This window comes from Streptomyces sp. SID8374 (assembly GCF_009865135.1).
In the GTDB taxonomy this organism is placed as follows: Bacteria; Actinomycetota; Actinomycetes; order Streptomycetales; family Streptomycetaceae; genus Streptomyces.
In genome coordinates, this window is record NZ_WWGH01000002.1 from 95,520 (window position 1) to 120,723 (window position 25,204).

The 25,204-nt window shown below is 71.5% G+C and carries 24 protein-coding genes and 1 pseudogene; 14 read left to right on the forward strand and 11 right to left on the reverse strand.

The genetic code is table 11. The features are described from left to right. Positions 1-266 precede the first annotated feature (266 nt). From GTY67_RS24095 to GTY67_RS24115, 5 genes are all read left to right on the forward strand, one after another. Positions 267-1,220 (forward strand): LysR family transcriptional regulator, encoded by a 954-nt coding sequence (locus GTY67_RS24095; protein WP_093691445.1) that lies wholly within the window; start codon positions 267-269, stop codon positions 1,218-1,220. Positions 1,221-1,344: 124 nt separating this feature from the next. Then, positions 1,345-2,352 carry an NAD-dependent epimerase/dehydratase family protein gene (locus GTY67_RS24100; protein ID WP_237502905.1) on the forward strand — a complete coding sequence of 336 codons (1,008 nt, stop codon included), beginning with the start codon at positions 1,345-1,347 and terminating at the stop codon, positions 2,350-2,352. 99 nt (positions 2,353-2,451) lie between these two features. Next, complete coding sequence (locus GTY67_RS24105) at positions 2,452-3,936, forward strand: choice-of-anchor A family protein (protein ID WP_202462329.1); 1,485 nt, start codon at positions 2,452-2,454, stop codon at positions 3,934-3,936. A gap of 22 nt (positions 3,937-3,958) precedes the next feature. After that, positions 3,959-4,336 (forward strand): DUF952 domain-containing protein, encoded by a 378-nt coding sequence (locus GTY67_RS24110; protein ID WP_161280275.1) that lies wholly within the window; start codon positions 3,959-3,961, stop codon positions 4,334-4,336. Then, on the forward strand, positions 4,333-5,214 hold the full coding sequence (locus GTY67_RS24115; RefSeq protein ID WP_161280276.1) for an NAD(P)H-binding protein: 882 nt from the start codon (positions 4,333-4,335) through the stop codon (positions 5,212-5,214). Before GTY67_RS24110 ends, GTY67_RS24115 begins: the two co-directional genes overlap by 4 nt. A gap of 21 nt (positions 5,215-5,235) precedes the next feature. Here the strand turns inward: GTY67_RS24115 and GTY67_RS24120 are convergent. After that, a pseudogene (locus GTY67_RS24120) lies at positions 5,236-5,461 on the reverse strand (DUF1266 domain-containing protein); the annotation flags it as partial. Between the two features lie 143 nt (positions 5,462-5,604). Beyond that, entirely contained in the window at positions 5,605-6,000 is a 396-nt protein-coding gene (sodN, locus tag GTY67_RS24125; protein WP_093691455.1) for a superoxide dismutase, Ni, read from the reverse strand. Positions 6,001-6,121: 121 nt separating this feature from the next. Between sodN and sodX the strand changes: the two genes are divergently transcribed. Continuing rightward, a complete protein-coding gene (gene sodX / locus GTY67_RS24130; RefSeq protein WP_093691457.1) occupies positions 6,122-6,640 on the forward strand; it encodes a nickel-type superoxide dismutase maturation protease in 519 nt (172 codons plus the stop codon). Here sodX and GTY67_RS24135 read toward each other — a convergent pair. Continuing rightward, positions 6,553-7,173 (reverse strand): CGNR zinc finger domain-containing protein, encoded by a 621-nt coding sequence (locus GTY67_RS24135; protein WP_093691459.1) that lies wholly within the window; start codon positions 7,171-7,173, stop codon positions 6,553-6,555. The two genes, sodX and GTY67_RS24135, sit on opposite strands and share 88 nt — an antisense overlap. Positions 7,174-7,260: 87 nt before the next feature. Between GTY67_RS24135 and GTY67_RS24140 the strand changes: the two genes are divergently transcribed. Then, positions 7,261-8,022, forward strand: a complete 762-nt coding sequence (locus GTY67_RS24140) for a class I SAM-dependent methyltransferase (RefSeq protein WP_161280277.1) — start codon at positions 7,261-7,263, stop codon at positions 8,020-8,022. 86 nt (positions 8,023-8,108) lie between these two features. Here the strand turns inward: GTY67_RS24140 and GTY67_RS24145 are convergent, their stop codons facing one another. Genes GTY67_RS24145 through GTY67_RS24155 form a run of 3 tightly spaced genes read right to left on the reverse strand, consistent with a single transcriptional unit; the run spans position 8,109 to position 10,829 of the window. Beyond that, a complete protein-coding gene (locus GTY67_RS24145) occupies positions 8,109-8,873 on the reverse strand; it encodes an amino acid ABC transporter ATP-binding protein (protein WP_093691463.1) in 765 nt (254 codons plus the stop codon). Beyond that, positions 8,870-9,838, reverse strand: coding sequence for an amino acid ABC transporter permease (locus tag GTY67_RS24150; protein WP_093691465.1), 969 nt, complete (start codon positions 9,836-9,838; stop codon positions 8,870-8,872). Before GTY67_RS24150 ends, GTY67_RS24145 begins: the two co-directional genes overlap by 4 nt. Before the next feature lie 28 nt (positions 9,839-9,866). Further along, positions 9,867-10,829 carry an ABC transporter substrate-binding protein gene (locus GTY67_RS24155; RefSeq protein WP_030560888.1) on the reverse strand — a complete coding sequence of 321 codons (963 nt, stop codon included), beginning with the start codon at positions 10,827-10,829 and terminating at the stop codon, positions 9,867-9,869. A gap of 527 nt (positions 10,830-11,356) precedes the next feature. Between GTY67_RS24155 and GTY67_RS24160 the strand changes: the two genes are divergently transcribed. The 6 genes from GTY67_RS24160 to GTY67_RS24185 all read left to right on the forward strand — a co-directional run bounded on the left by GTY67_RS24160 (position 11,357) and on the right by GTY67_RS24185 (position 16,709). After that, positions 11,357-12,598: an NADP-dependent malic enzyme gene (locus GTY67_RS24160; protein WP_093691467.1), complete on the forward strand. Its 1,242-nt coding sequence runs from the start codon at positions 11,357-11,359 to the stop codon at positions 12,596-12,598. 295 nt (positions 12,599-12,893) lie between these two features. Then, a complete protein-coding gene (locus GTY67_RS24165) occupies positions 12,894-13,862 on the forward strand; it encodes a zinc-binding dehydrogenase (protein ID WP_161280278.1) in 969 nt (322 codons plus the stop codon). Between the two features lie 65 nt (positions 13,863-13,927). Beyond that, positions 13,928-15,373, forward strand: a complete 1,446-nt coding sequence (locus GTY67_RS24170) for a cellulase family glycosylhydrolase (protein WP_161280279.1) — start codon at positions 13,928-13,930, stop codon at positions 15,371-15,373. Continuing rightward, positions 15,351-15,890 carry a GNAT family N-acetyltransferase gene (locus GTY67_RS24175; RefSeq protein ID WP_093691559.1) on the forward strand — a complete coding sequence of 180 codons (540 nt, stop codon included), beginning with the start codon at positions 15,351-15,353 and terminating at the stop codon, positions 15,888-15,890. Before GTY67_RS24170 ends, GTY67_RS24175 begins: the two co-directional genes overlap by 23 nt. Before the next feature lie 31 nt (positions 15,891-15,921). Next, positions 15,922-16,131, forward strand: coding sequence for a sigma factor-like helix-turn-helix DNA-binding protein (locus GTY67_RS24180; RefSeq protein ID WP_006127526.1), 210 nt, complete (start codon positions 15,922-15,924; stop codon positions 16,129-16,131). Then, positions 16,131-16,709: a Clp protease N-terminal domain-containing protein gene (locus tag GTY67_RS24185; protein WP_161280280.1), complete on the forward strand. Its 579-nt coding sequence runs from the start codon at positions 16,131-16,133 to the stop codon at positions 16,707-16,709. The genes GTY67_RS24180 and GTY67_RS24185 overlap by 1 nt, the downstream gene beginning before the upstream one ends. A 280-nt stretch (positions 16,710-16,989) precedes the next feature. On the opposite strand, the gene GTY67_RS24190 is transcribed toward GTY67_RS24185, so the two are convergent. Together GTY67_RS24190 and GTY67_RS24195 are read right to left on the reverse strand one after the other, a co-directional pair. Beyond that, entirely contained in the window at positions 16,990-18,063 is a 1,074-nt protein-coding gene (locus GTY67_RS24190) for a PadR family transcriptional regulator (protein WP_161280281.1), read from the reverse strand. 1 nt (position 18,064) lies between these two features. Continuing rightward, entirely contained in the window at positions 18,065-18,922 is an 858-nt protein-coding gene (locus tag GTY67_RS24195) for a DUF4097 family beta strand repeat-containing protein (RefSeq protein WP_161280282.1), read from the reverse strand. Between the two features lie 153 nt (positions 18,923-19,075). Here GTY67_RS24195 and GTY67_RS24200 point away from each other — a divergent pair, with 153 nt between their 5' ends. Continuing rightward, positions 19,076-19,927 carry a hypothetical protein gene (locus GTY67_RS24200; RefSeq protein ID WP_161280283.1) on the forward strand — a complete coding sequence of 284 codons (852 nt, stop codon included), beginning with the start codon at positions 19,076-19,078 and terminating at the stop codon, positions 19,925-19,927. On the opposite strand, the gene GTY67_RS24205 is transcribed toward GTY67_RS24200, so the two are convergent. The 3 genes from GTY67_RS24205 to GTY67_RS24215 form a co-directional block, all read right to left on the reverse strand. Further along, entirely contained in the window at positions 19,924-20,880 is a 957-nt protein-coding gene (locus GTY67_RS24205; protein WP_161280284.1) for an IS481 family transposase, read from the reverse strand. The two genes, GTY67_RS24200 and GTY67_RS24205, sit on opposite strands and share 4 nt — an antisense overlap. Before the next feature lie 110 nt (positions 20,881-20,990). Next, positions 20,991-21,176 carry a DUF6104 family protein gene (locus GTY67_RS24210; protein WP_003966321.1) on the reverse strand — a complete coding sequence of 62 codons (186 nt, stop codon included), beginning with the start codon at positions 21,174-21,176 and terminating at the stop codon, positions 20,991-20,993. A 134-nt stretch (positions 21,177-21,310) separates the two neighbouring features. Next, positions 21,311-25,141, reverse strand: coding sequence for a multifunctional oxoglutarate decarboxylase/oxoglutarate dehydrogenase thiamine pyrophosphate-binding subunit/dihydrolipoyllysine-residue succinyltransferase subunit (locus tag GTY67_RS24215; RefSeq protein ID WP_161280285.1), 3,831 nt, complete (start codon positions 25,139-25,141; stop codon positions 21,311-21,313). Between the last annotated feature and the right edge of the window lie 63 nt (positions 25,142-25,204).

Genomic DNA, 25,204 nt, shown 5'->3' on the forward strand with positions numbered 1-25,204 from the left:
CCGGTGAACCCGCGCCGTGGGGGTTGTCCGCTGAACGGACGGGGCGCGGGGCGGTACGGGGAGAGTGTGGGGGAGCGGACGGCCGCCGGGGATGATGCCAACCGGCGATAGCACGGCCCTATCCCCGCGCCAGGCACCAGCCCGGCCGAGGGACGGCACCCTCTCATCGCCGTATGAAGCGCTGCCCAACACCCCCTGAATTAACGTCCTTTGGTGGGGTTGAGTCCGCTGGTGCAGCGGGCACGACCGGTCGTAGTCTCCGATCCATGGAGCTTGAGGTGAGGCACCTCAGGGCGCTGTGCGCCATCGCCGACGCGGGCAGTCTGCACCAGGCCGCCCGCCGTCTCGGCGTGAGCCAGCCCTCCCTGACCACCCAGCTGCGGCGGATCGAGAACTCGCTGGGCGCCGAGCTGTTCCGCCGCGAACGCACCGGCTGCCGCCCGACGCCCCTGGGCCGCGCCGTCCTGAGCCGGGCCCGGCCGCTGGTCGACGGGATGAGCGCCCTGGTCAGCCACGCCTTGGCGGAGGCCGACGCCACCCGGTCCCGGGGGCCCCGGCTGCGGATCGGCTCCACCGCGAGCCGGGTCGTGGGCAGTTGGCTGCGCAGGCTGCGGGTCGCCCTGCCCGGTACGGAGATCTCCCTGCGGGTCGACGTCTCGGCCCACGCCCTCCTGGGCTCGGTGGAGGCGGGCCGGCTGGACGTCGCCTTCGTGCACGAGGTGGAGGGGAGCCCGCTGACCCTCCCCGGCGGCCTGGTCCAGCGCGTACTGGTCGACCGGGAACCGCAGTTCATCTCCCTGTCGCGGGACCACCCGGCCGCCCGCCGCCGGGTCGTGGAGCTCGGGGAGCTGGCCGGCGACCGGTGGATGGTCGATCCGACGGTGGACGGCGAGTGGGACGGGGTGCGCCGCGTGCTGGGCGCCGCCGGGATCGACCCGCCGGTCCTGCACGGGGACTACCTCACCGCCGCCTCCCTCGTCGTGCTCGGCGAGGCCGTCGCACCCTGCCAGCCCACCTCGGGGCCGCGCGACGACATGGCGATCCGCCCGCTCCGCGACGACCCGCTGGCCGTCCGGCTGCTCCTGGTCTCCCGGCCGGAGACGGACACGTCGGTGGCGTACGCGGAGCTGGAGGCGGCCTACCGGGAGGCGGCCCGGCGCTCCAGCGGCTACTACGAGTGGCTGCTGCGCCACCGCAGCCCGCTGGCCCGCACGCCGTGAGGCCTTGAGGCCGTGAGGTTTTGAAACCTGGGCCTTCGAGCCTCCGGGCCTCGGGGAGAGTTCCCCGTTCTGCTGTCAGCGTGCGGGTGTTCCCCAGGGCGGCCCGGGCGGGCAGGCTCGGTCCATGAAGCTACTGATGCTGGGCGGTACGGAGTTCGTCGGACGGGCCGTCACCGAGGCCGCCCTGGCGCGGGACTGGCAGGTCACCGTCTTCCACCGCGGCCGCCACGCGCCGCCGCCGGGCGTGCGCGTGCTGACGGGCGACCGTACGGGAGGGGAGCGGGGCCTCGCGGCGCTGGCGGACCACACGGGCGACTGGGACCTGGTCGTCGACACCTGGAGCGGGGTGCCCACCGCCGTACGGGACGCCGCCCGGCTCCTGGCGGACCGCGCGGGCCACTACACGTACGTCTCCAGCCGCTCGGTCTACGCCTACCCCGCGCCCGCCGGACTGGACGAGGACGGACCGCTGGTGGCGGGCGCCTCGCCCGACGACGGCGGCGAGGCCGGGGACGTGCCGTACGACCGGGCCAAGCGAGGCGGTGAGCTGGCGGCCCTCGACGCCTTCGGCGACCGGGCCCTGCTGGCCCGCGCGGGGCTGATCATCGGCCCCGGGGAGAACATCGGACGGCTGCCCTGGTGGCTCACGCGGATCGCCCGCGGCGGCCCGGTGATCGCCCCCGGCCCGCGTACCAATGAACTCCAGTACGTCGACGCGCGCGACCTCGCCGACTGGATCCTGGACGCCGGGGCGGCCGGGCTGCACGGCCCGTACAACACGGTCAGCCGCCCCGGCCACGCCACCATGGGGGAGTTGCTGGACGCCTGCGTCCGGGTCACGGGCTCCGGCGCCGAGCTGCGCTGGACGGACCCGGAGACCCTGCTGGCCGCCGGGGCCGAGCCCTGGAGCGGGCTGCCGATCTGGCTGCCGGAGGGGGAGCTGCACGACACGATGCACCGGGGCGGCCATGCCAAGGCCGAGGCGGCCGGGCTGCGCTGCCGGCCGGTCGGCGAGACCGTCGCCGACACCTGGAGCTGGCTGTGTGAGCGCGGCGGCACCGCGCCCCAGCGGCCGGACCGGCCGACGGTCGGCCTCGATCCCCGGCTGGAGGAGAAGCTGCTGGTGCTCTGAACCCTCCCGGCCCTTCCCACACTCCTATAGGCCTACGCATGCGGGCAAATCCGGCGTGTCATAACAAATGACTAGTATTAAAGATGCATATTGCGCGGCATGGAACAACAGGCGCGCAGGCGCGGCAACGCAATCCGGGCAGCAGTGACAGTGGCCACGGCCGCGGCGATGGTGGGCATGCTGGCCCCGGCCGCCGCCGCCGACCCGTTGCCGGGCGGGCTCGGCCCCTGCCTCGGCAGCAGGTGCCCGTCCGTGTGGAACGACCCCAACAACGGCCCGGTCGTCGGATTCGACGAGAACATCAACATCTACGTCGGCGGGGACTACCTGGTGCGGGAGGCCGCCGCCGAGGCCGAGGGGAAGATCGTCACCCTCGGCCGGTTCGACATGGACAAGCGGCCCGAGGCCTCGCAGATCTACAACGTCGGTGTCGTGGGCGTCGGTTCGCGGGTTCCGCCGCCGGACGGCTCCGACTATCTGACGGTGGGCGGGGACATCCGCATCGCCGACGGCAAGCGCCTCCTGGCCGAGGAGGGCAGCCACTCGGGCCGGGTCGCCCACGCGGGCAGCCTCACCGGAACGGTCAACCCACTGACCGCCCCGCGCCCCGACCCGGAGGCCGCCGCCCCCTTCACCGGCCTGCGCCCGCAGCTCACCGAGGCCAGCCGGTGCTACGCGTACGACGGCGACGCACACCGTACGCCGACCGGCCGCTGGACCAGGGCCGGGGACACCTTCACCTTCACCGGGGACGGCACCTCGCCGATCCAGATCTTCGACGTGGACGCGAACCTCGTCTCCGAGAGCGGCGGGAACGCCGGGTTCACCTTCACCGGCATCCCCGCCGGGGCGACGGTCCTGGTCAACGTCTACGGCAGCGCCCGCACGGTCGCCACGTTCATGGGCTCCCTCCCCAACCCCGGGCTCCGCGAGCGCCTGCTGTGGAACTTCCCGGACGCGACGGACCTGACGCTGACCGGACCGGCCCAGTTCCAGGGCAGCGTGCTGGTCGGGCAGCCGGCGAGCACGACGACCCTCGACATGAGCGGCACCAACGGCCGCTTCTACAGCGCGGGTTCGCTCACCCACACCTCGGGCCGCTCGGGCGGCCAGGAGATCCACGCGTACCCGTTCGACGGCGACCTCCCGACCTGCGCCCCGACGCCGACGCCGACCCCCACGCCAACGCCCACACCGACCCCCACGCCGACGCCGACCCACACGAAGCCGACGCCGACTCCCACACACACGAAGCCGACGCCGAGCCCCACACACACGAAGCCGACGCCCACGCCCACGGAGCCGACTCCCACGCCGACCCCCACGGACCCGACCCCGGGTCCGTCGCCCACCGACCCGACCCCGGATCCCACGGAGCCCACGCCGGGCCCCACCGACCCCACGCCGGATCCGACCGACACACCGACGTGGCAGCCGTCGCCCTCGCCGTCCCACCCGGGTGAACTGCCCGACACCGGATCGCGCGGCGGCGAATGGATCATCGGCTCCCTCGCGGCAGCGCTGGTGGCCGCCGGTGGAACGGTCCTCTTCGCCACCCGCAGGGCGCGCCGCCGCACCTACTAGCAGCGCCCGCTAGCGTGGTTCGATGACCGAACCACTGCTGCACCTCGCCGAAGCACCCCTCTGGGAGGCGGCCCGCGGGACCGGGACGTACGAGATGTCCACCCGCGGCCGCACCCTCCAGGAGGAGGGCTTCATCCACCTCTCCCTGCCCCGCCAACTCCCGGGCGTGGCAAGGATGCTGTACGGGGACGGAGGCGGGTCCGGGGACGACGGCCACGACCTGGTGGTCCTGGTCGTCGACCCCGCCCGCCTCACCGCCCCCGTGCGGTACGAGGCGATGAAGCCTGGCGGCGAGGAGTTCCCGCACCTGTACGGACCGCTCCCGGTGGAGGCGGTCGTGGAGGCGCGGCGCTACGAGGACTGGCACCAGGCACGACGAGAGGAAGACGAACCCCAGTGAACGGCCCCCTCACCGCGGTGACCGGAGCGAGCGGAGGCGTCGGCGGCCGGGTCGCCGAGCGGCTCGCCCGCACCGGAGTCCCCGTACGCCTCCTCGGCCGCGACCCGGCCCGCCTCCCCGATCTGCCCGGCGCCGACCGTGCGCCCGCCTCCTCCTACGGCGACGGGGAGGCGATGCGCCGGGCCCTGGACGGGGCGCACACCCTGTTCCTGGTCTCCGCGCACGAGAGCCCGGACCGGGTGCGCGAGCACATCACGGCGGTCGACGCGGCCGTGGCGGTGGGCGTGGAGCGGATCGTGTACGTGTCCTTCCAGGGCGCCGCGCCCGACGCCACGTTCACCTTCGCCCGCGACCACTGGCACACCGAGGCCCACATCCGCACGGCCGACGTGCGCCACACGTTCCTGCGGGACAACTGGTACCAGGCGGGGCTGCCCGCGATGACCGGCGCGGACGGGGTGCTGCGCGGGCCGGGCGGGGAGGGCCGGGTCGCCGCCGTCGCCCACGAGGACATCGCGGACGCCGCGGCCGCCGTCCTGCTGGACGAGTCCACCGCCCACGACGGCCGGGCCTACGACCTGACCGGCCCCGAGGCGTTCACCCTCGCCGAGGCCGCCGAGGAGCTGAGCCGGGCCACCGGACGCTCCATCCGCTACGTCCCCGAGACCGTCGAGGAGGCCTACGCGTCCCGGGTCGGATACGGGGCCGCCGAGTGGGAGGTGGCCGGCTGGGTCACCTCGTACGAGGCGATCGCGGCCGGCGAACTGGCCGCCGTCTCCGACGCGGTCCCCACCCTCACCGGCCACCCCGCCCAGAGCTTCGCGGAATTCCTCGCGGAGCACCCGGAGAGCTACCGGCATCTGCTGCCCGGAGCCTGACCGGGCTGCTCGGGGCCCGGCTCACCGCCACGGGACAGGGCGCCACGGACTGCCCTCGCTCTCCGTCAGCAGACGGTGGGCGAGGGCGTCCTGTTCGTAGAACGGCCCGTACTCCTCCTCGTCGAACCGCAGCACCCGCCCCCAGCGCGTACCCCGCCGAGAAGTCCTCCCACGACCGGTGGGAGGACTGGCTCAGCGCCCCGGCATGGACGATCGCCTGCTCGGCGTCGGCCGGGGCGCAGTAGCGGCCTGGGCGGTCGCACCGGTGCGGTCCCGCGCAAAAGACCGCACCCGACCCGCTGTGGACGCCGATATCGGCGGCCTGCGGACCGGGTGCGGAAGGCTGGGCGGAGCGGCCCGCGAAAGTGCGGACCGTACCGCCCGGCACGATCAAGCCTTCTTGGTCTCCCAGAAGATCTTGTCGACCTCGGCGATCAGGTCCAGGGCCTTCTGGCCCGTCGCCGGGTCGTTCGAGCCCTTGGCCGCGGAGAGCGCCTTCAGGGTGTCGTTGATCAGCTGGTGCAGCTCCGGGTACTTCTCGAAGTGCGGGGGCTTGAAGTAGTCGCTCCAGAGCACCGAGACGTGGTGCTTCGCGAGCTCGGCGCGCTGTTCCTTGATCAGGATCGCGCGGGTGCGGAAGTCCGCGTCCTCGTTGGCCTGGTACTTCTCCTGGACGGCCTTGACCGACTCGGCCTCGATACGGGCCTGGGCCGGGTCGTAGACGCCGCAGGGCAGGTCGCAGTGGGCGCTGACCTTCACCTTGGGGGCAAACAGGCGGGAAAGCATGGAGCTGTCCTCCTCGTGATCGTCTTCTCAGGTGGGACATTACTCCGTGGAGCGCCGCTTTCCGTGGCTGCCCCTGGGGCTTAGGTCAAAAGTCCGGGGTGGGATTCGGGCCGTCGGCCGAATGTACGGAGCGGAACGCGGTACGCGGGACGGTGTGCCGGAGGAGGACCGGGAGGTGGCCGAGGTGCCGGAGCGGGGACGGGTGTCCGGAGGCGGGCGGGCCGGGCGGCGGCCGTTGCGGGTGGTGGAGGTGACGGGGCCTTCGATGGTGCCCACGCTCTACCACGGGGATCTGCTGCTGGTGCAGTACGGGGCGCCCGTGCGCCCCGGTGACGTGGTGATCCTGCGTCACCCCTTCCAGCAGGACCTGCTGGTGGTGAAGCGGGCGGTCGAACGGCGGCCCGGCGGCTGGTGGGTGCGGGGGGACAACACGTTCGCGGGCGGCGACAGCACGGATTACGGGGTGGTCCCCGAGGAGCTCGTACTGGCCCGGGTGCGGGCCCGCTACCGGCCGCTGCCGAAGGGGCCCAGGGGGCCGAAGGGCAGCGGAAGTCAGCTGTCGGTGACCGCGGTGCTCGGCTGGGCGGTCTCGGCGCTGAGGCCGGTCCGGTCCGCCTCCGCCCGTTTGCGGGCCCGGTAGGCGGCCACGTTGGCGCGGGTGGCGCAGCGGTCCGAGCAGTAGCGCCTCGACCGGTTGGTCGAGGTGTCCAGGTAGGCGTTGCGGCACGGGGCCGCCTCGCAGAGGCCGAGCCGGTCCACGCCGTGCGAGGTCAGGTGGAAGGCGAGGCCCATCGCCGCGATGGCCGCGTACCCGGCGGTCGCGTTGGACGGGTGGTCGGCCAGGTGCATGTGCCAGTCCGGCCTGCCGTCCTCGTCCCGGGTGTCGTGGCCGGAGATCTGCGGGCTCACCGGGAACTCCAGCAGCAGCGAGTTGAGCAGGTCCACCGCGAGCGTCTCGTCGCCGCTGTCGGCCGCCTCGAAGACCGCGCGCAGCCGGCCCCGTACGGAACGGAAGCGGGTCACGTCCGCGTCCGTCGTCCGCCGTGCCGCCTGCTGATTGGCGCCGAACAGCTCCCGGACCGCCTCGACCGAGGTGAGGACGTCCTTGTTGCGGGCCGGCTCCTCGGTGTTGACCAGGCGCACGGCGTAGTCCGAGTAATAGGCCAGTTCCACTTGTAGTCCTTACCGGGTCGGTCTAGGGTCGGAGTGTCGGCCAGTGTAATGGGTGGCCGTCATTCATGAGGCTTACTGGAGGTTGGCGTGACGGAGACGGGGACGAACACCGACTGGCAGTCCTGGCAGGAGAGCTGGGACCGCCAGCAGGAGTGGTACATGCCCGACCGCGAGGAGCGGTTCCGGGTGATGCTGGACATGGTCGAGGCGGTCGTCGGCCCCGCGCCCCGGGTCCTGGACCTCGCGTGCGGTACGGGAAGTATTACGGACCGGCTCCTCAAGCGGTTCCCGGACGCCACGAGCACCGGCGTCGACCTCGACCCGGCTCTCCTGGCCATAGCCCGCGGCACCTTCGAGGGGGACGACCGGGCCACCTTCGTCACGGCCGACCTCAAGGACCCGGACTGGACGGCCCGGCTGCCCCACACCTCGTACGACGCCGTCCTCAGCGCCACCGCCCTGCACTGGTTCCACAGCGAGCCGCTGGCCGTGCTGTACGGGCAGCTCGGCGGGCTCGTCCGGGACGGCGGCCTCTTCATGAACGCCGACCGCACCATCGACCCGGACACCCCGCGCATCAACGCCGCCGAACGCGCCCACCGGCACGCCGCCATGGACCGCGCCAAGGCCGCGGGCGCCCTGGACTGGGCCGAGTGGTGGGCCGTCGCCGCCAAGGCCCCGGTCCTCGCCGGACCCACCGCCGAACGGTTCGCGATCTACGGTGAGCACGCGGACGGCGACATGCCCTCCGCCGCCTGGCACGCCCGCACCCTGCTCGCCTCAGGCTTCGGCGAGGCCCGCACGGTCTGGGCGTCGCCTTCGGACAGCTTGATCCTCGCCGTGAAGTAGGCCGGAGAACGCGTGGGAGGGCGGTACGGGCCGCGCCCGTACCGCCCTCCCGGGACCACTGTCCACGTCACCTTCGACCCGGCTGTTTACAGCACCTTCGACAGGAACGCCTTCGTCCGGTCCTGCTGCGGGTTGCCCAGCACATCGCGCGGGTGGCCGGACTCGACCACCACGCCGTCGTCCATGAAGACCAGCGCGTCACCGACCTCGCGGGCGAAGCCCATCTCGTGGGTGACGACGATCATCGTCATGCCGTCCTCGGCCAGACCGCGCATGACGTCCAGGACATCGCCCACCAGCTCCGGGTCGAGCGCGGAGGTCGGCTCGTCGAAGAGCATCAGCTTCGGCTCCATCGCCAGCGCGCGGGCGATGGCGACGCGCTGCTGCTGGCCGCCGGAGAGCTGGGTGGGGTAGTTCTTCGCCTTGTCGGCGAGGCCCACCCGGTCCAGCAGCTTCTCGGCGCGGGCCCGGGCCACGGCCTTGGCCTCGCCCTTGACCTGGATCGGCGCCTCCATGACGTTCTCGAGCGCCGTCATGTGCGGGAAGAGGTTGAAGCGCTGGAAGACCATGCCGATCTCGCGGCGCTGGAGGGCGACCTCGCTGTCCTTGAGCTCGTAGAGCTTGTCGCCCTTCTGCCGGTAGCCGACCAGCTCGCCGTCGACCGAGAGCCGGCCGGCGTTGATCTGCTCCAGGTGGTTGATGCACCGCAGGAAGGTGGACTTGCCGGAGCCGGACGGGCCGATCAGGCAGAACACCTCACGCGGGGCGACCTCCAGGTCGATGCCCTTGAGGATGTGGGCGGCGCCGAAGGACTTGTGGACGCCCTCGGCCTTCACCATGGGGGTGGTCATGCGGAGACACCTCCGGAGGGCCGGTTGCTGAAGGAGGCGAGGTTCACCTTGATGCGCTGGAGCGGCGTGAGCGGCAGCGAGCGCAGCGAGCCGCGGGCGTAGCGGCGCTCCAGGTAGTACTGGCCGACGCTGAACACGCTGGTCATCACGATGTACCAGATGGACGCGACGAACAGCATCTCCATGACCGCGTACGACGTGGAGCCGATCTGCGAGGTGGAGCGGAGCAGCTCGTTGTAGGTGACCGCGTAGACCAGGGAGGAGGTCTTGAGCATGTTGATGAACTCGTTGCCGGTCGGCGGGATGATCACCCGCAGCGCCTGCGGCAGGACCACGCGGCGCATGGTCTTCGCCTGGGTCATACCGAGCGCGTGCGACGCCTCGGTCTGGCCCTCGTCCACCGACTGGATGCCGGCGCGGCAGATCTCCGCCATGTAGGCGGCCTCGTTCAGGGCGAGCCCCAGCAGGGCGCACATGAACGGGGTCATGACGTCCGTCATCTCGTCCTTGTAGATGAACGGGATGTTCAGGACCGGGAAGATCAGCGCCAGGTTGAACCAGAGCAGCAGCTGGACGTAGACCGGGGTGCCCCGGAAGAACCAGATGTACAGCCAGGCGACCCAGCTGGTGACCGGGTTCTTCGAGAGCCGCATCACGGCCAGGATCACACCGAGGATCACGCCGAGCACCATGGCCAGGACGCTGATCAGCAGGGTGCGGCCGGCTCCGGCGACGACGTTCTTGTCGAACAGCTTGTCGCCGACGGCGTGCCACTGGATGTTGCCCTGCGAGAAGGCGTAGGCGAGGGCCACGAGGAGGCCGATGACCACGATGCCGCTGATCCAGCGGCCGACATGGCGGACCGGGATGGCCTTGATGTTCTCCGGGGCCGTGGTGGCGCCCTTGGAGACGGACACCTGGCCGGCCGGTGAGCCGGGGGGTGTCTTGTCGAACTTGTCAGTCATCGTGACTGCCCTTCGGTGAAGCGTCCGGTCACTTGCCGCCGTTGATGGCGGCCTTGTCGATCGCTCCCGTGCCGGCGCCCCACTTGTCGAGCACCTTCTTGTACGAACCGTCGGCGATGATCGCGTCGACGGCCTCCTTCAGGGCGTCCCGGAGACCGGTGTTGTCCTTCTTGACGGCGATGCCGAACGGGCCCGCGTCGATCTGCTCGCCGACGACCTCGAAGGCGTTGCCGCCGTCGGCCTTGCGGGCCAGGTCGACCGCGACCGGGTAGTCGTTGACACCGGCGACCGCACCGCCGGACTTGACCCGGGTCTGGGCCTCGGTGTCGTTCTCGAACGACTCGATCTTGACCGCCTTCTTGCCGCCGTCCGTACACGCCTTGGACTGCTTCTTGAGGGCTTCCTCGTAGGTGGTGCCGCGCTGGACGGCGGCGGTCTTCCCGCAGAGGTCCTCGATGGACTTGATGTTCTGCGGGTTGCCCTTCTTCGTGTACACGGCGGTGCCGGCCAGGAAGTAGTCGACGAAGTCGACGCCCTCGCCCAGCTTCTTGCCGGAGTCGTCCAGGCCCTCCTGGCGCTGCTTGTTGTCCGTGATGGACGACATGGCGATGTCGTGGCGGCCGGAGTTCAGGGCGGTGATCAGCCCGTCGAAGGAGCCGGAGGTGAACTCGAACTTCACACCCAGCTGCTTGCCGAGGGCCTCGGCGATGTCGGGGTCGACGCCCACGATCTTGCCGTTCTCGACGGACTCCATCGGGGCGTACTCGGCGTTCGTGCCGACCTTGATGACACCCGACTTCTGGTACTTCGCCGGCAGCTTGGCGAAGAGCGGGGCGCCGGCCTTGGTGGCCGTGCTGTCGCCGCCCTCCGAGGAGGCGCTCTCGGTCTGGTCGCCGCAGGCGGTGAGCAGCAGGGTGCCGGCGACCGCGATGGCGCCGACCGCCGCAATCCGGGACTTGGCGGTCTTACGACGCATGATGCTTGCGGTCATGTCGGGATCCTCCGGCAGGTGAGGGTTGAGGGTGCTTTCTGGGCGGCTTGGCACGCACCTTCGAGTGTCGCCACCTTGTGTTGTGACGGCATCCTGCCATTCGGATTGGCAGATTCAGGGGCCCAGCCATGTCAAAATCGGATAACGGGCGACCCCCGAACTCGCGTGGCCGGTACCTCGGGGCCGGACCATCTGTCGCGAAAGCTCCCCACCACCGGAGAATCTCCGGCGCGCCTCCTCTGCCGGGCGGCATTTATGCCGGTTTGCCGACTTGTCCAGATATTCGACTATGAGTCACGTCACCGCACCGGAATGGACTCGTGCGGGAGCGGGTTGGTCCGGTAAGAAAGACGTTTACACCCCTCATCCGGGGCTCAGGGCGCGTGTGCGGCGCGCCCGCGCGTATGTACCTCTCCCTGCCAGGGCGGGCCAACCGCTCGGCGCAGGGCACGTACGCGGTGCCCGCCCACCCCTCCTCAACCAGGAGTGGCCACCCTCAAACGATGAAGACTTAAGGGGTCAACACCATGGCAGCGGAGATCGTCAATCCTCGCAGCGACAGCAGTACCGACAGTGGCATCCAGCGCACGAGCGCAGCGGACACCGGGGCCGACGAGCCCTTCGATCCGGCCTTCGCCCTCCACCGCGGAGGGAAGATGGCCGTGCAGTCCACCGTCCCGATCCGGGACAAGGACGACCTTTCCCTGGCCTACACACCCGGCGTGGCCAAAGTGTGCAGCGCCATCGCCGACAACCCCGAGCTCGTCCACGACTACACCTGGAAGTCCCAGGTCGTGGCCGTCGTGACGGACGGCACCGCCGTGCTCGGCCTCGGTGACATCGGGCCCGAGGCGTCCCTCCCCGTGATGGAGGGCAAGGCCATCCTCTTCAAGCAGTTCGGCGGCGTCGACGCGGTGCCGATCGCGCTGGCGACGACCGACGCGGACGAGATCGTCGACACCGTCGTCCGGCTCGCCCCCTCCTTCGGCGGGGTGAACCTGGAGGACATCTCGGCCCCCCGCTGCTTCGAGATCGAGCGCAAGCTCCAGGAGCGGCTGGACATCCCCGTCTTCCACGACGACCAGCACGGCACCGCCGTCGTCACCCTCGCCGCCCTGCGCAACGCGGCCAAGCTCTCCGGGCGCACGCTCGGTGACCTGCGCGGTGTCATCTCCGGCGCGGGCGCGGCGGGCGTGGCCATCGCCAAGTTCCTGCTGGAGGCCGGCATCGGCGATGTCGCGGTGGCCGACCGCAAGGGCGTCGTCAGCCGGGACCGGGACGACCTGACCGACGTCAAGCGCGAGCTGGCCGAGCTGACCAACCGGGCCGGGATCTCCGGTTCGCTGGAGAAGGCGCTGGCCGGTGCGGACGTGTTCATCGGTGTCTCCGGCGGTACGGTGCCGGAGGCGGCGGTGGCGTCGATGGCGCCCGGTGCGTACGTCTTCGCCATGGCCAACCCGAACCCGGAGGTCCACCCCGAGATCGCGCACAAGTACGCGGCCGTGGTGGCGACCGGGCGGTCCGACTTCCCGAACCAGATCAACAACGTGCTGGCGTTCCCGGGGATCTTCGCCGGGGCGCTCCAGGTGCGGGCCTCGCGGATCACGGAGGGGATGAAGATCGCGGCGGCGAACGCGCTGGCCGATGTGGTCGGCGATGAGCTGGCGGCGGACTACGTGATTCCTTCGCCGTTCGACGAGCGGGTGGCTCCTGCGGTGACCGCCGCGGTGGCCGCGGCCGCTCGGGCCGAGGGCGTGGCTCGGCGCTGACGGTGGGCGTGTGCGTGTGGGGGTGCCTGCACGTGTGATGGGGCGGGGTCCGGTTGGTACGGGCCCCGCCCTCTCTTCTTCGGGCCCCCGGGGCGCTGCCCCGGACCCCGCTCCTCAAGCGCCGGAGGGGCTTGAATGCGGCCCCGGCCCATTGAGTGCGGGAGAGGCTTGAACTGGCCGCCGGAGGCGCTGGGTGAGGTCCCGAGGGGTAGGGGGCGCGCAGGGGCCGGCAGGTTGGTGTGTGTCACATGCGTAAGCGGTTACGTCCCCGCGCCGCCCGGCCTATCGTCTAGCCATGTTCGCCGCCTACGCAGCCCGCATCGACCCCGACCAGCCTCTCGACGGCCTTGAGCTGGGTGAACGCCCGGCGCCCGGGGCGCGTGCCGGATGGAGCACCATCACCGTCCGGGCCGCCTCCCTCAACCACCACGACCTCTGGTCGCTGCGGGGCGTGGGCCTCGCCGAGGACCGGCTTCCGATGATCCTCGGCTGCGACGCGGCCGGTGTCGACGAGGACGGCAACGAGGTCGTCCTGCACTCCGTGATCGGCCAGTCCGGGCACGGGGTCGGGCCGAAGGAGCCGCGCTCCATCCTCACCGAGCGCTACCAGGGCACCTTCGCCGAGCAGGTCGCCGTGCCCACCTGGAACGTACTGCCCAAGCCGAAGGAGCTCTCCTTCGAGGAGGCCGCCTGTCTGCCGACCGCCTGGCTCACCGCGTACCGGATGCTCTTCACCAACGCCGGTGTCCGGCCGGGTGATTCCGTGCTCGTGCAGGGCGCGGGCGGCGGGGTCGCCACCGCCGCGATCGTGCTCGGGAAGGCCGCCGGGCTCCGGGTCTTCGCCACCAGCCGCGACGAGACCCGGCGCAAGCGGGCCGTGGAGCTCGGCGCACTGGAGGCCTACGAGCCCGGGGCGCGGCTCCCGCAGCGGGTGGACGCCGTCATCGAGACCGTCGGCGCCGCCACCTGGTCCCACTCCGTGAAGTCGCTGCGCCCCGGCGGCACCCTCGTCATCTCCGGGGCCACCAGCGGTGACCGGCCCGCGCACGCCGAGCTGACCCGGATCTTCTTCCTGGAGCTGAAGGTCGTCGGCTCCACCATGGGCACCAAGGACGAGCTGGAGGACCTGCTGGCCTTCTGCGCGACCACCGGCGTACGGCCGGTCATCGACGAGGTACTGCCGCTGGACCGGGCCCGTGAGGGGTTCCAGCGGCTGGCCGACGGCGAGCAGTTCGGGAAGATCGTGCTCCGGCCGGCGGAGTGACCCCGTAGAACCCGTCAGCTCCCCATACTTGAATAAGTGTCAGCTTTGCTGATGGGATGCCGCCCATGCGTATGGGCAGAGCACTCATAGCACTTGTCGTCGCGTCCGTTCTCGCGGCGGGGGCCCTCGCTCCCGCCGCCTCGGCGCGCCCCGCACCCGTCCCCGCGCCCCCGGCCTCGTACGAGCACTCCATCCCGCCCCTGACCGACAGTCGGGGCCGCACCCTCACCCTGCGCGGCTGGAACGTCGAGGACAAGGCGAACCGGGGCGAGGCCGCGCTCAGCGCCATCACCGAACGCCACTTCCGCGACCTGCGGGCCAACGGGTTCAACTTCGCCCGGCTGCTGGTCTTCTGGGACGACCTGGAGCCCCGGCGCGGCCGGTACAGCGAGCGCTATCTCCGGAAGATCGAACGCATCCTCGGCTGGGCGCACCGGCACCGCATCCATGTCCTCATCGACGCCCACCAGGACGTCTTCGGGCCCGCCTTCGGCCACCGCGGCATCCCGGAGTGGGCCACCAGGACCGACGGGCTGCCGTTCAGGCCGAACCCCGACGACTGGTTCTCCGAGTATTTCGAGCCCGCCGTCCAGCGGGCCTTCACCCACCTCTACGAGGACCCCGACCTGCGGCGCGCCCAGGCCGCCATGTGGCAGGTCCTCGCCGAACGCTTCCGCCACCACCCGGCCGTCATCGGCTACGACCTGATCAACGAGCCGATGGGGGAGCTGCGCGAGGGCGAGGACCTGGCGACCGCCGCCCGCCGCATCGAGGCCCAGCACCTCACCCCGATGTACAACCGCCTCGCCCGCGCCATCCGGGCCAAGGACCGCTCCACCTGGCTCTTCGTCGAACCGACCCCCATCGTCGGTGAGGGCGTGCCCACCGGACTCGGCCGGATCCATGACAGCCGGACCGTGTACGCGCCGCACTTCTACAACACCGCCATGGAGGCGGGCGCGGACTACGACCCGGACGCCGGGTGGATCGAGGCGTACGAGGCCGCCGTCACCGCCTACCCGGCCCGTTACCGGATGCCCGTGGTCGTCGGCGAGTGGGGGCCGCTCAACAACTCCCTCCCCAACATGGGCCGCTTCTACCGCGAGGCCGTCACCTCCCTCAACCGCTACAGCTCCGGCTGGGCCGGGTACGTCTGGTGCTACGGCGGCGGCTACTGCGCGGTGGACGAGCGCGGCCGCTTCCGTACGAACAAGGAGCGGACGGCGACCCCGTACGCCCCAGCGGTCGCGGGGACGGTCCGCTCCGACACGTACGACGCCGTCGACCGCTCCTACCGGCTCGCCTACCGGGCCGCCGTGCGTCCCGGGATCACGGAGCTGTCCCTGCCGCCCTCCACCCGGGGCTGGCGGGTCTCCGTCACCGGCCGGGGCGCCCGTGCCCTCGGCAAGGCGCCGCACGGGGGGCGGCTGACCGTGCCGGCGTGGCCGGGGGCGGAGGTGGTGGTCACCGTGCGGGAGGCTGGCCCGTATGGACGAACTGACCGCCCCTGAAGGGTTCCTGCTGCGCCCCTGGCTCCCCGCCGACGCCTCCGCCGTACTCCGCGCCTTCGCCCCGGCCGAGATGGACCGCCAGAGCGACCGGCCCGTCGCCGACCGGGCCGGGGCGCTGGCCTGGATCGCGGACCGTACGCGGGAGAGGGGGGCCCGGACCGGCTACTCCTGGGCAGTGGTGGGGGAGGAGGGCGAGGCGCTAGGCTGTGTGGCCGTCCGTGCCGTCAACCTGGCCCATGGCACCGGCTGGGTCTCCTACTGGACCACCGAGGCGGCGCGCGGCCGGGGCGTTGCCCCCGCCGGGGTGCGGGCGCTGGCGCGGTGGGCGTTCGGCGAGCTCGGGCTGTACCGGCTGGAGCTGGGCCACCGGACCGACAACCCCGCCTCCTGCCGGGTCGCCGTACGGGCCGGGTTCGCGCCCGAAGGGATCGAGAGGGCCAAGCTGCGCTACGGCGACCAGCGGTACGACGTGGAGCGGCATGCCCGGCTCGCGGACGATGGTGTCAACTTTGATTGACGACTGAGTGGTGTCAATGTACGTTGACGCCATGACCGAAGCAACGGATCTGGCCGCACGCGCCGGTGACCGCGACCCGCGCGTCGGGCTGCGGGCGGTGGCAGCGCTGCGGCGGCTGCTGGAGCAGCTCGAAGCCGTACAGGTACGCAGTGCCCGCGTCCAGGGCTGGTCGTGGCAGGAGATCGCCGCCGAGCTGGGTGTCAGCCGGCAGGCCGTACACAAGAAGTACGGGAGGCGCTGATGTTCGAACGGTTCACCCATGGGGCCCGCGCGACCGTGAAGGGAGCCGTGGCGCAGGCGGAGCGCGTCGGGGCCGGGTCGGTCACCGAGGAACACCTGCTCCTCGCCCTGCTGGAACAGGAGGGCAGCCGGGCTTCCTTCGCCCTCGCCGCCCTCGGGCTGAGCGCCCGCCGCGCCTCCCTCGACGCCTCCTTCGCCGAGGCCCGCCGCCGGGGCGGGCTCACCAAGGCCGACACCGAGGCCCTCGCGGGGATCGGGATCGACGTCGACACCGTGGTGGGCCGGGTGGAGGGAGCACACGGCGAGGGCGCTCTCGCCGCCGGTCGGAGCGGCCGCCGCTGGTGGTCGGGGCACCGCCCCTTCACCCCGGGGGCCAAGACCATCCTGGAGAAGTCGCTACGGGTCGCGCTGGGGCGCGGCGACCGGTTCATCGGCGAGGAACACCTGCTCCTGGCCCTCACGGCGACGCCCGGAACCGTCGCCGACGTCCTCGCCGAGCACGGGGCGACGCACGCGACCGTGCACCGCGCGCTGTACGGGCCCGAGGCCGAGGGCCAGGGGTACGCCGAGGCGGGGTGAGGACGCGGACGGTGCGTACGGGGGCGGGCGCTCGTGCAGCGAGGGGCCCGTTCCCTGGGGCGCGTGCAGCTGGGGCCGCCCGCCCCTAGGTGTGCGGACAGTGCGTACGGGGGCGGGCGCCCGTGCAGCGAGGCGCCCGCTCCGGGGCGTGCGCAGCCGGGCCCTCGGGCCCCTGGGTGCCTCGTACGTAACCAGGCGCCCCCGGGGGGCGTGTGCAGTCAGGCCGCCCGGCCTTGGGCGCCTCGTACGCGACCAGGCGTCCGTCCCCTCACCCCTCGGCTCAGTCCTTCTCGTCGTCCTCCGGCGTCAGCAGCGCCTCGATCCGTTCCGCCGCCGTGCCCAGGTGGCGGCGGGCCTCGGCCAGCTGGGTGTCCGTCACCCCGTGGTCGCGGGCCGTGTCCCGGACCGTGTCGCGGAACCGGTCCAGCAGGCGGTCCAGATCGCGTGCCGGGTCGTCCGTGACCGGGATGTCCTTGCCCCAGTCGGGCGAGGCGTCCTGGGACCCGGTCGCCGGGGCGCTCGCCGCGGCCTCCGCACCCTCGGCGTCGTACGGTCCGGGCTTGCCGAAGGAGGACCAGCCGCCCGCCCGCGCGAACCCGCCGAGCTGGCCGGTGATCTCGGCCAGCCCCTCCCGTACGCCGGAAGGCCAGTCGCCCCGTGCGAAGTGCTCCTGCACCTGGCGGGCGGCGTCCCGCATCTGCTCGCGCGCCCTGTCCTGGGCCTCCTTGGCCTGGCGGCGGGCCTGCTGGGCCTCCTCGCGGGCGCGCCGGGACTCATCCTTCGCTCGCCGCGCCTGCTCCTTCCACTCCTGCTTGGCCCGGCGCAGCTCCTCCTTGGCGTTGCGCCACGCCTCGCTGTCGCCGAAGTCGCCCAGGTTGCCGAAGTCCCCGAACTCTCCGAACTCCCCGAAAGGCGAGGACGGCTTGTCCTTGGCGCCGTTCTTCGCGCCGCCTGTTCCCGCGCCCTGCCGGGACTCGGAGGCCGCCGCCCGCACGTCGCTGCGGAGCCGGCCCGCCGCGCCGCGCACGTCGTCGCGTATCTCGGCGGCCAGTTCGGAGAGGGAGTCGCGGATCTCCAGCTCCAGGTCGGCCAGTTCGCCGCTGCGGCCCGCCAGTTCGGCGCGTCCGGCGTCGGTGATCGAGTAGACCTTGCGGCCGCCCTCGGTGGCGTGGGTGACCAGGCCCTCGGCCTCCAGCTTGGCCAGCCGGGGGTAGACGGTGCCCGCGGAGGGGGCGTACAGGCCCTGGAAGCGCTCCTCCAGGAGGCGGATCACCTCGTAGCCGTGGCGCGGGGCCTCGTCCAGGAGCTTGAGCAGGTACAGGCGCAGTCGGCCGTGGGCGAATACGGGGGGCATGTCAGAGAACCTTTCCGGTCGGCTCGGCACCGTACGCCTCGTCCTCGGCGGGGGGCCTGCGCAGCAGGGCGATCGAACCGGACACGGTCGTCGCCTTCAGGGTCCCCGTCCCGGCGCCGAGCGTGCCGGTGATCTTCTTCGCGCCCCACTGCCCGCCGACCCGCAGGTCCTCGAAGGCGTTGGAGACGGCCCCGCTCGCGGTGTTGGCCTCGACCCGTGCGTCCGCCGGGTGCGGCAGCCGGATCGCGATCTCGCCGGAGACCGTGGTCAGCCGGATGTCGGTGGGCTTCCCCGACGGGTCGACGTCCAGCACCATGTCACCGCTGACCGACTCGGCCCGGACCGAGGCGCCCGCCCCGTCCACCACCGTCAGGTCACCGGCCACGGAGTGGAAGCGCAGGTCCCCGGTGACGCTCTGGGCCTCCAGGCTGCCCGAGACGGAGTCGCCGCGGACCGCGCCGGTCAGGCCGACGAGGGTGATGTCCCCGGTGATGCCGCGTACGTCGGTGCGGCCGCTGATCCCGGAGACGACGGCCCCGGCGCCCACCACGCCGACCTCCACCGAGGCGGTGGCGGGCACCACGAGCGAGACCACCGCGCTGCGGCGCCGCCCGTTGGGGTCCAGCCAGCGCAGGAGGTCCTGCCAGGGGAGGTCCTCGTACGCCACCGTCAGCCGGCCGTCCTCGTGGGTGACCAGGAGCGGCGGCCCCTCGATGGCGGAGACCTCCAGCCGGGCGCCCGGTTCGTCGGTCCCGACCACGTTGACCGTGCCGCCGACGACGCGCACGTGGAGCGCGGTCACCGGAGCGTCGAAGGTGAGCTTCTGCGGCTCGGCGACGGTCTGCTTCGACACAGCCATGGACAGGACCTCCCGGAGGGAATGACGACGCAACATATCGCGTCTCGTAAGGAACACGATATATCGCGGATAGAGGAAGTCAAGCGCCATCCGCAGGCACTTCAGGTGGTCAAAGAACATCGGAGTGGGGCAAATTGCCCTAGCGTGTGGCACATGAACGCGACATCCACGGGGGCGCTCCTGCTCTGCCGCGCCGAGCCCGAGACCGTACGGCCGCTCGCCCACCTGCTGCGCGAGCAGATGCTGCTGACGCGCGCGGGCGGCGAGTGGAGCGTCCTCGTACCGGAGGGGAAGCCCTGGCGAGGCACCGGCCCTTCCGGCTCCGGCTCTTCCGGCTCCGGCGGCCCCGAGCCGGTCGACCGGGTCATCGGCGGCTGGGCCTCCGCCCTGGCCGTCGGCTCCACCTGGCCGGTCCTCGCCCTGTGGTGGGACGCCGACCGGGCCGGATACACGCTCGCCGCCGGGTTCCGCCGCCCCGTGGGCTACGTCTGGCTGGCCGACGGTACGCCGGTGGGCGAGGACGAGGCGATGCGCACCTTCGCGGCCCGGCTCGGCCTCGATCCCGTACTGGACCTCCAGGCGCTGGAGGAGCTGACCCGGCCCGACCCGGAGGCGGACGCCGAGGCCCGGCTGCGCGGACTGCTCGCGGTCCTGACCCGTACGGGACTCACCCTGCCGGCCGGGCTCACCCCGGGCGAGAGCGCCGACCGGCTGCGCAGCGTGGCCGCCGTGCAGCGCGGGGCGGAGCGCGTCGAGTGGGCGGGGTGGCGTGATGCCGTACGGGTCGAACTCGACGCGGTGGAGAGCAGCAGTCTGGGGCCCTGGGTGCGCGGCCCCCGGGCCCGAGCCGTCGCCGCCGCCCAGCTCGCGGCCGGGCTCCCGCTCCTGCTCTGGGGCGCCCGCCGCCGCAGCGGGGGATGGGCGGCCGCCGGGGCGGTGCTCCTGGCGCAGGGGGCGCTGGGACTCGCCTACCACCGGGCCCGGGCGGGCGCGGAGAAGCCCTAGGTGTATTGACCCGCAGGGTTGTTGACGCGGGTGATGGGTGGGTGGCCGCCGAGTGCGGTGTGGCTGCGGTGGTGGTTGTAGGTGTGGAGGAAGTCTGCCAGGGCTGCTGTCCGCTCGTCGTTGGTGGTGTAGGGCCGTTGGTAGGCCCATTCGTCGGCGAGGGTGCGGTTGAAGCGTTCGACTTTGCCGTTGGTCTGGGGCCGGTAGGGGCGGGTGAGTTTGCCGGTCGCGCCGATGTGGGCCAGGGCTTGCTTCCAGGCCAGGCCTTTGCGGTAGGCCCACGCGTTGTCGGTTAGAACGCGCTCGATGCGGGTGGTGCCCAGGTCGGCGAAGAAGGCGGCGGCCCGGGTCAGGAAGGCTGCGCAGGTGGCGGCTTTCTCGTCGGGGTGGATTTCGCTGTAGGCGAGGCGTGAGTGGTCGTCGACGGCGGAGTGGATGTAGTCGAAACCGACGTTGTTGCGGGTGGCGCGGCCGGCCTGGCGGCCCACGACCTTGTGGCCGCCGCCGTCGGGGATCCGTCCGAGCTTCTTGACGTCGATGTGGGTCAGCTCGCCTGGGTGTTCGCGTTCGTAGCGGCGGATCACGGTGCCGGTCGGGCGGTCGAGCCAGGCCGGCCGGTTGAGCCGGTGGCGGGTGAGGATCCGGTGCACGGTGGATGCGGGCAGGCAAAGGATCGGGCCGATCCGCGCAGGTCCGAGCTTTCGGGTTCGCCGCAGATCGCAGACGCGTTCTTCCACTGCGGCCGGTGTCCGGTGCGGGGTCCTGCATGGCCTGCTGGACCGGTCGACAAGACCTGCGTCGCCTTCGCTTTTCCAGCGGCGGACCCATTTGTGGGCCGTGGGCCTCGATATGCCCATCTCGGCAGCCACATGCGCGACCGGACGGCCCTCCAGGACGCGTGCGACCAGGATCCGCCTGCCGTGAACGGTCAGGCGGGCATTACGGTGTGACACGAAGACCTCCGTGTGCGGTGCAGCGTAGACACCTCCACCACACCGGAGGTCTTCGTCATGATCAAGACCTGACCAGCGTTAACAACGCTCGTGATCAATACACCTAGGGCCTACGCGTCCTCGTCGTCCTCGTCGTCCAGCCGGGCCAGCCAGGTCGCGAGGCGTTCGACCGGCACCTCGAAGTCGGGGTTGAGATCGACGAACGTACGCAGCTGCTCGGCGAGCCACTCGAAGGTGACCTCCTCCTCGCCGCGCCGCTTCTCCAGTTCCTCGATGCCACGGTCCGTGAAGTACATGGGAAAAGGATAACGAGGCCCGAGGGGCCTCCAGGACGCCGGATAGGCCGGATACGCCGGAGGCCCGGCCCCGCGACGAGCGCGGAACCGGGCCTCGGTGACGTACGAACAGGTCGTACGGCTGTTGCGGGTCCTCAGGCCTCGAAGACCTCGTTGACCAGCTGCGTCTGCTCCGCCTGGTGACGCTTGGCCGAGCCGACCGCCGGGGACGAGCCGTGCGGCCGCGAGATGCGGCGCAGGCGCTCGCCGTGCGGCACGTCCGCGCCGACGGCCAGGTCCAGGTGGTCGATCAGGTTGAGCGCGATGAACGGCCACGCACCCTGGTTGGCCGGCTCCTCCTGGGCCCAGAGGTACTTCTCGGCGTTCGGGTACTTGGCGATCTCGGCCTGGATCTCCGCACCCGGCAGCGGGTACAGCCGCTCCAGGCGGATGATCGCGGTCTCCGTGTCGCCGCGCTTCTCCCGCTCGGCGTCCAGGTCGTAGTAGAGCTTGCCCGAGACGAACACGACCTTGCGGACGTTCTCCGCCTTGACGCTGTCGTCGCCGATCACCGGGCGGAAGCCGCCGGTGGTGAACTCCTCGATCTTCGACGCCGCGGCCTTCAGACGCAGCATCGACTTCGGGGTGAAGACGATGAGCGGCTTGTGGTGCGGGTTGTGCACCTGCCAGCGCAGCAGGTGGAAGTAGTTCGACGGCAGGGTCGGCATCGCGACCGTCATGTTGTCCTGCGCGCACATCTGGAGGAAACGCTCCGGGCGGGCGGACGAGTGGTCCGGGCCCTGGCCCTCGTAACCGTGCGGCAGCAGCAGCGTGACGCCGGAGGTCTGGCCCCACTTCTGCTCGGCCGAGGAGATGAACTCGTCGACGACGGTCTGCGCGCCGTTGACGAAGTCACCGAACTGGGCCTCCCAGATGACCAGCGACTCCGGGCGGGCCAGCGAGTAGCCGTACTCGAAGCCCATCGCCGCGTACTCGCTGAGCAGCGAGTCGTAGACGTTGTAGCGGGCCTGGTCCTCGGTGAGGTACAGCAGCGGGGTGTAGTCCTCGCCGGTGACCTGGTCCACCAGGACCGCGTGGCGCTGGCCGAACGTGCCGCGGCGGGTGTCCTGGCCGGCGAGCCGGACCGGGGTGCCCTCCATCAGCAGCGAACCGATGGCCAGGGTCTCGCCCATGCCCCAGTCGATCGTGCCGTTCTCCACCGAGGCCGCGCGACGCTGCATCTGCGGCATCAGACGGGGGTGGACGGTGATCGACTCGGGGATGTTGACCTGGGACTCGGCGATCCGCTTCACGACCTCGGCGGAGACCGCCGTGTCGACGGTGACCGGGAACGCGGCCTGCGGCTCCGGGACGTGCGGGGCGGCCGGCTGCGAGGTGGCCTCGCGGACCTCGGCGAAGACCTTCTCCAGCTGGCCCTGGAAGTCCTGGAGCGCCTGCTCCGCCTCTTCCAGCGTGATGTCGCCGCGACCGATGAGGGACTCGGTGTAGAGCTTGCGCACCGAGCGCTTCTTGTCGATCAGGGTGTACATCTGCGGGTTGGTGAACTCCGGGTTGTCGCCCTCGTTGTGACCGCGGCGGCGGTAGCAGATGAGGTCGATCACGACGTCCTTGTTGAACGCCTGCCGGAACTCGAAGGCGAGCCGCGCGACACGGACCACGGCCTCCGGGTCGTCACCGTTGACGTGGATGATCGGCGCCTCGATCATGCGCGCCACGTCGGTGGCGTACATCGAGGAGCGCGAGGACTCCGGGGCGGCGGTGAAGCCGACCTGGTTGTTGATCACCACGTGCACGGTGCCGCCGGTGCGGTAGCCGCGCAGCTGCGACATGTTGAGCGTCTCGGCGACGACGCCCTGGCCCGCGAAGGCCGCGTCGCCGTGGAGAGCGACGGGCAGGACCGTGAAGTCCGTGCCGCCCTTGTTGATGATGTCCTGCTTGGCGCGGGCGATGCCCTCCAGGACCGGGTCGACCGCCTCCAGGTGCGAGGGGTTGGCGGCCAGCGAGACCTTGATCTGCTCGCCGTCCAGACCGGTGAAAGTGCCCTCGGCGCCCAGGTGGTACTTGACGTCGCCGGAGCCGTGCATCGAGCGCGGGTCGAGGTTGCCCTCGAACTCGCGGAAGATCTGCGCGTACGACTTGCCGACGATGTTCGCCAGCACGTTCAGGCGGCCGCGGTGGGCCATGCCGATGACGACCTCGTCGAGGCGCGCCTCGGCGGCGGAGTCGAGAACCGCGTCCAGCAGCGGGATGACGGACTCGCCGCCCTCCAGCGAGAACCGCTTCTGACCGACGTACTTGGTCTGGAGGAACGTCTCGAACGCCTCGGCCGCGTTCAGCCGGCGCAGGATGCGCAGCTGCTCCTCGCGCTCGGGCTGCTGGGCGCGGGGCCGCTCCACCCGGTCCTGGAGCCACTTGCGCTGCTTCGGGTCCTGGATGTGCATGAACTCGATGCCGGTGGTGCGGCAGTACGACTCACGCAGTACGCCGAGGATGTCGCGGAGCTTCATCATCGACTTGCCGGCGAACCCGCCGACCGCGAAGTCCCGCTCCAGGTCCCACAGGGTGAGGCCGTGCTCGGTGATGTCGAGGTCGGGGTGCTTGCGCTGGCGGTACTCCAGCGGGTCGGTGTCGGCCATGACGTGGCCGCGGACCCGGTAGGAGTGGATCAGCTCGAAGACCCGCGCGGCCTTCGTCACGTCGTTGTCGTGCGACGCGTCGATGTCCGTGAGCCAGCGCACCGGCTCGTACGGGATGCGCAGGGCCTTGAAGATCTCGTCGTAGAAGTCGTTCTGGCCGAGCAGCAGCTGGCTCAGGACCCGCAGGAACTCGCCGGAGGCGGCGCCCTGGATGACCCGGTGGTCGTAGGTCGACGTGAGCGTCATGACCTTCGAGATGCCGAGCTTGTTCAGGGTGTCCTGGGAGGTGCCCTGGAACTCCGCCGGGTAGTCCATCGCGCCGACGCCCATGATGAGGCCCTGTCCGGGCATCAGGCGGGGCACCGAGTGGACGGTGCCGATCCCGCCGGGGTTGGTCAGCGAGGCGGTGACGCCGGAGAAGTCGTCCATGCCGAGCTTGCCGATGCGGGCGCGCCGGACGATGTCCTCGTACGCCTGCCAGAACTCGAAGAAGTTGAGCGTCTCGGCCTTCTTGATGGCCGCGACGACCAGCTGGCGGTCGCCGTTCGGCTTCACCAGGTCGATGGCGAGGCCGAGGTTGACGTGCTCCGGCTTGACCAGGGTCGGCTTGCCGTCCTTCACCGCGAAGGAGTAGTTCATCGACGGCATGGCCTTGAGGGCCTGCACCATCGCGTACCCGATGAGGTGCGTGAAGGAGATCTTCCCGCCGCGGGCGCGCTTGAGGTGGTTGTTGATGACGATGCGGTTGTCGAAGAGCAGCTTCACCGGGACCGCGCGGACGGACGTGGCCGTCGGCAGCTCCAGCGAGGCGTTCATGTTCTTCGCGACGGCGGCCGAGGGGCCGCGCAGCGTCACGTACTCGGGGCCGGCCGGGGCCTCGGTGGCCTCGTCCGCCTTGGCCTCGGCCTTGGCGGGCGCGGGCTTGGCGGCCGCGGGCTTCGCCGGGGCCGGAGCCGGGGCGGCCTTGGCCTCGGCGGGCTTCGCCTCGGCAGGCTTGGCCGGTGCCGGGGCTGCCGGAGCAGCGGCGGCGGGCTTCGCCTGTGCCGGGGCCGCGGGCTGCGCCGGGGTGGTGGCGGCCGGGGCCTCGGTTGCCGCAGCCCCCGAGGCTGCGGCGCCGGGAACGGGCTTGTCCGCCGTGCCGGAGGTACCCGGCTTGTAGTCGGCGAAGAAGTCCCACCAGGCGCGATCGACCGAACTGGGATCCTGGAGGTACTGCTGGTAGATCTCGTCGACGAGCCACTCATTGGCGCCGAAAGCAGCGGCCGGGTTGGTGCCCGGGCTGGCTTGGTCGGTCGAGATGCTCGAGTTACTGGGGGACTGAGACGACACGGCGGCAACCGCCCTCTTCCGCTTCACAAGGTGATGGACAGCGGAAATCAAGGCTACGCCCCC

Bases quoted from the DNA above. Each gene is read 5' to 3' on its own strand.
- GTY67_RS24200 (WP_161280283.1), top strand. From the start codon at position 19,076: ATGAACGCGACATCCACGGGGGCGCTCCTGCTCTGCCGCGCCGAGCCC.
- GTY67_RS24170 (WP_161280279.1), top strand. From the start codon at position 13,928: ATGCGTATGGGCAGAGCACTCATAGCACTTGTCGTCGCGTCCGTTCTC.
- sodN (WP_093691455.1), bottom strand. From the start codon at position 6,000: ATGCTTTCCCGCCTGTTTGCCCCCAAGGTGAAGGTCAGCGCCCACTGC.
- GTY67_RS24145 (WP_093691463.1), bottom strand. From the start codon at position 8,873: ATGACCACCCCCATGGTGAAGGCCGAGGGCGTCCACAAGTCCTTCGGC.
- GTY67_RS24110 (WP_161280275.1), top strand. From the start codon at position 3,959: ATGACCGAACCACTGCTGCACCTCGCCGAAGCACCCCTCTGGGAGGCG.
- sodX (WP_093691457.1), top strand. From the start codon at position 6,122: ATGTACGGAGCGGAACGCGGTACGCGGGACGGTGTGCCGGAGGAGGAC.
- GTY67_RS24190 (WP_161280281.1), bottom strand. From the start codon at position 18,063: ATGCCCCCCGTATTCGCCCACGGCCGACTGCGCCTGTACCTGCTCAAG.
- GTY67_RS24095 (WP_093691445.1), top strand. From the start codon at position 267: ATGGAGCTTGAGGTGAGGCACCTCAGGGCGCTGTGCGCCATCGCCGAC.
- GTY67_RS24195 (WP_161280282.1), bottom strand. From the start codon at position 18,922: ATGGCTGTGTCGAAGCAGACCGTCGCCGAGCCGCAGAAGCTCACCTTC.
- GTY67_RS24105 (WP_202462329.1), top strand. From the start codon at position 2,452: ATGGAACAACAGGCGCGCAGGCGCGGCAACGCAATCCGGGCAGCAGTG.
- GTY67_RS24100 (WP_237502905.1), top strand. From the start codon at position 1,345: ATGAAGCTACTGATGCTGGGCGGTACGGAGTTCGTCGGACGGGCCGTC.
- GTY67_RS24155 (WP_030560888.1), bottom strand. From the start codon at position 10,829: ATGACCGCAAGCATCATGCGTCGTAAGACCGCCAAGTCCCGGATTGCG.
- GTY67_RS24180 (WP_006127526.1), top strand. From the start codon at position 15,922: ATGACCGAAGCAACGGATCTGGCCGCACGCGCCGGTGACCGCGACCCG.
- GTY67_RS24175 (WP_093691559.1), top strand. From the start codon at position 15,351: ATGGACGAACTGACCGCCCCTGAAGGGTTCCTGCTGCGCCCCTGGCTC.
- GTY67_RS24165 (WP_161280278.1), top strand. From the start codon at position 12,894: ATGTTCGCCGCCTACGCAGCCCGCATCGACCCCGACCAGCCTCTCGAC.
- GTY67_RS24150 (WP_093691465.1), bottom strand. From the start codon at position 9,838: ATGACTGACAAGTTCGACAAGACACCCCCCGGCTCACCGGCCGGCCAG.
- GTY67_RS24210 (WP_003966321.1), bottom strand. From the start codon at position 21,176: ATGTACTTCACGGACCGTGGCATCGAGGAACTGGAGAAGCGGCGCGGC.
- GTY67_RS24185 (WP_161280280.1), top strand. From the start codon at position 16,131: ATGTTCGAACGGTTCACCCATGGGGCCCGCGCGACCGTGAAGGGAGCC.
- GTY67_RS24160 (WP_093691467.1), top strand. From the start codon at position 11,357: ATGGCAGCGGAGATCGTCAATCCTCGCAGCGACAGCAGTACCGACAGT.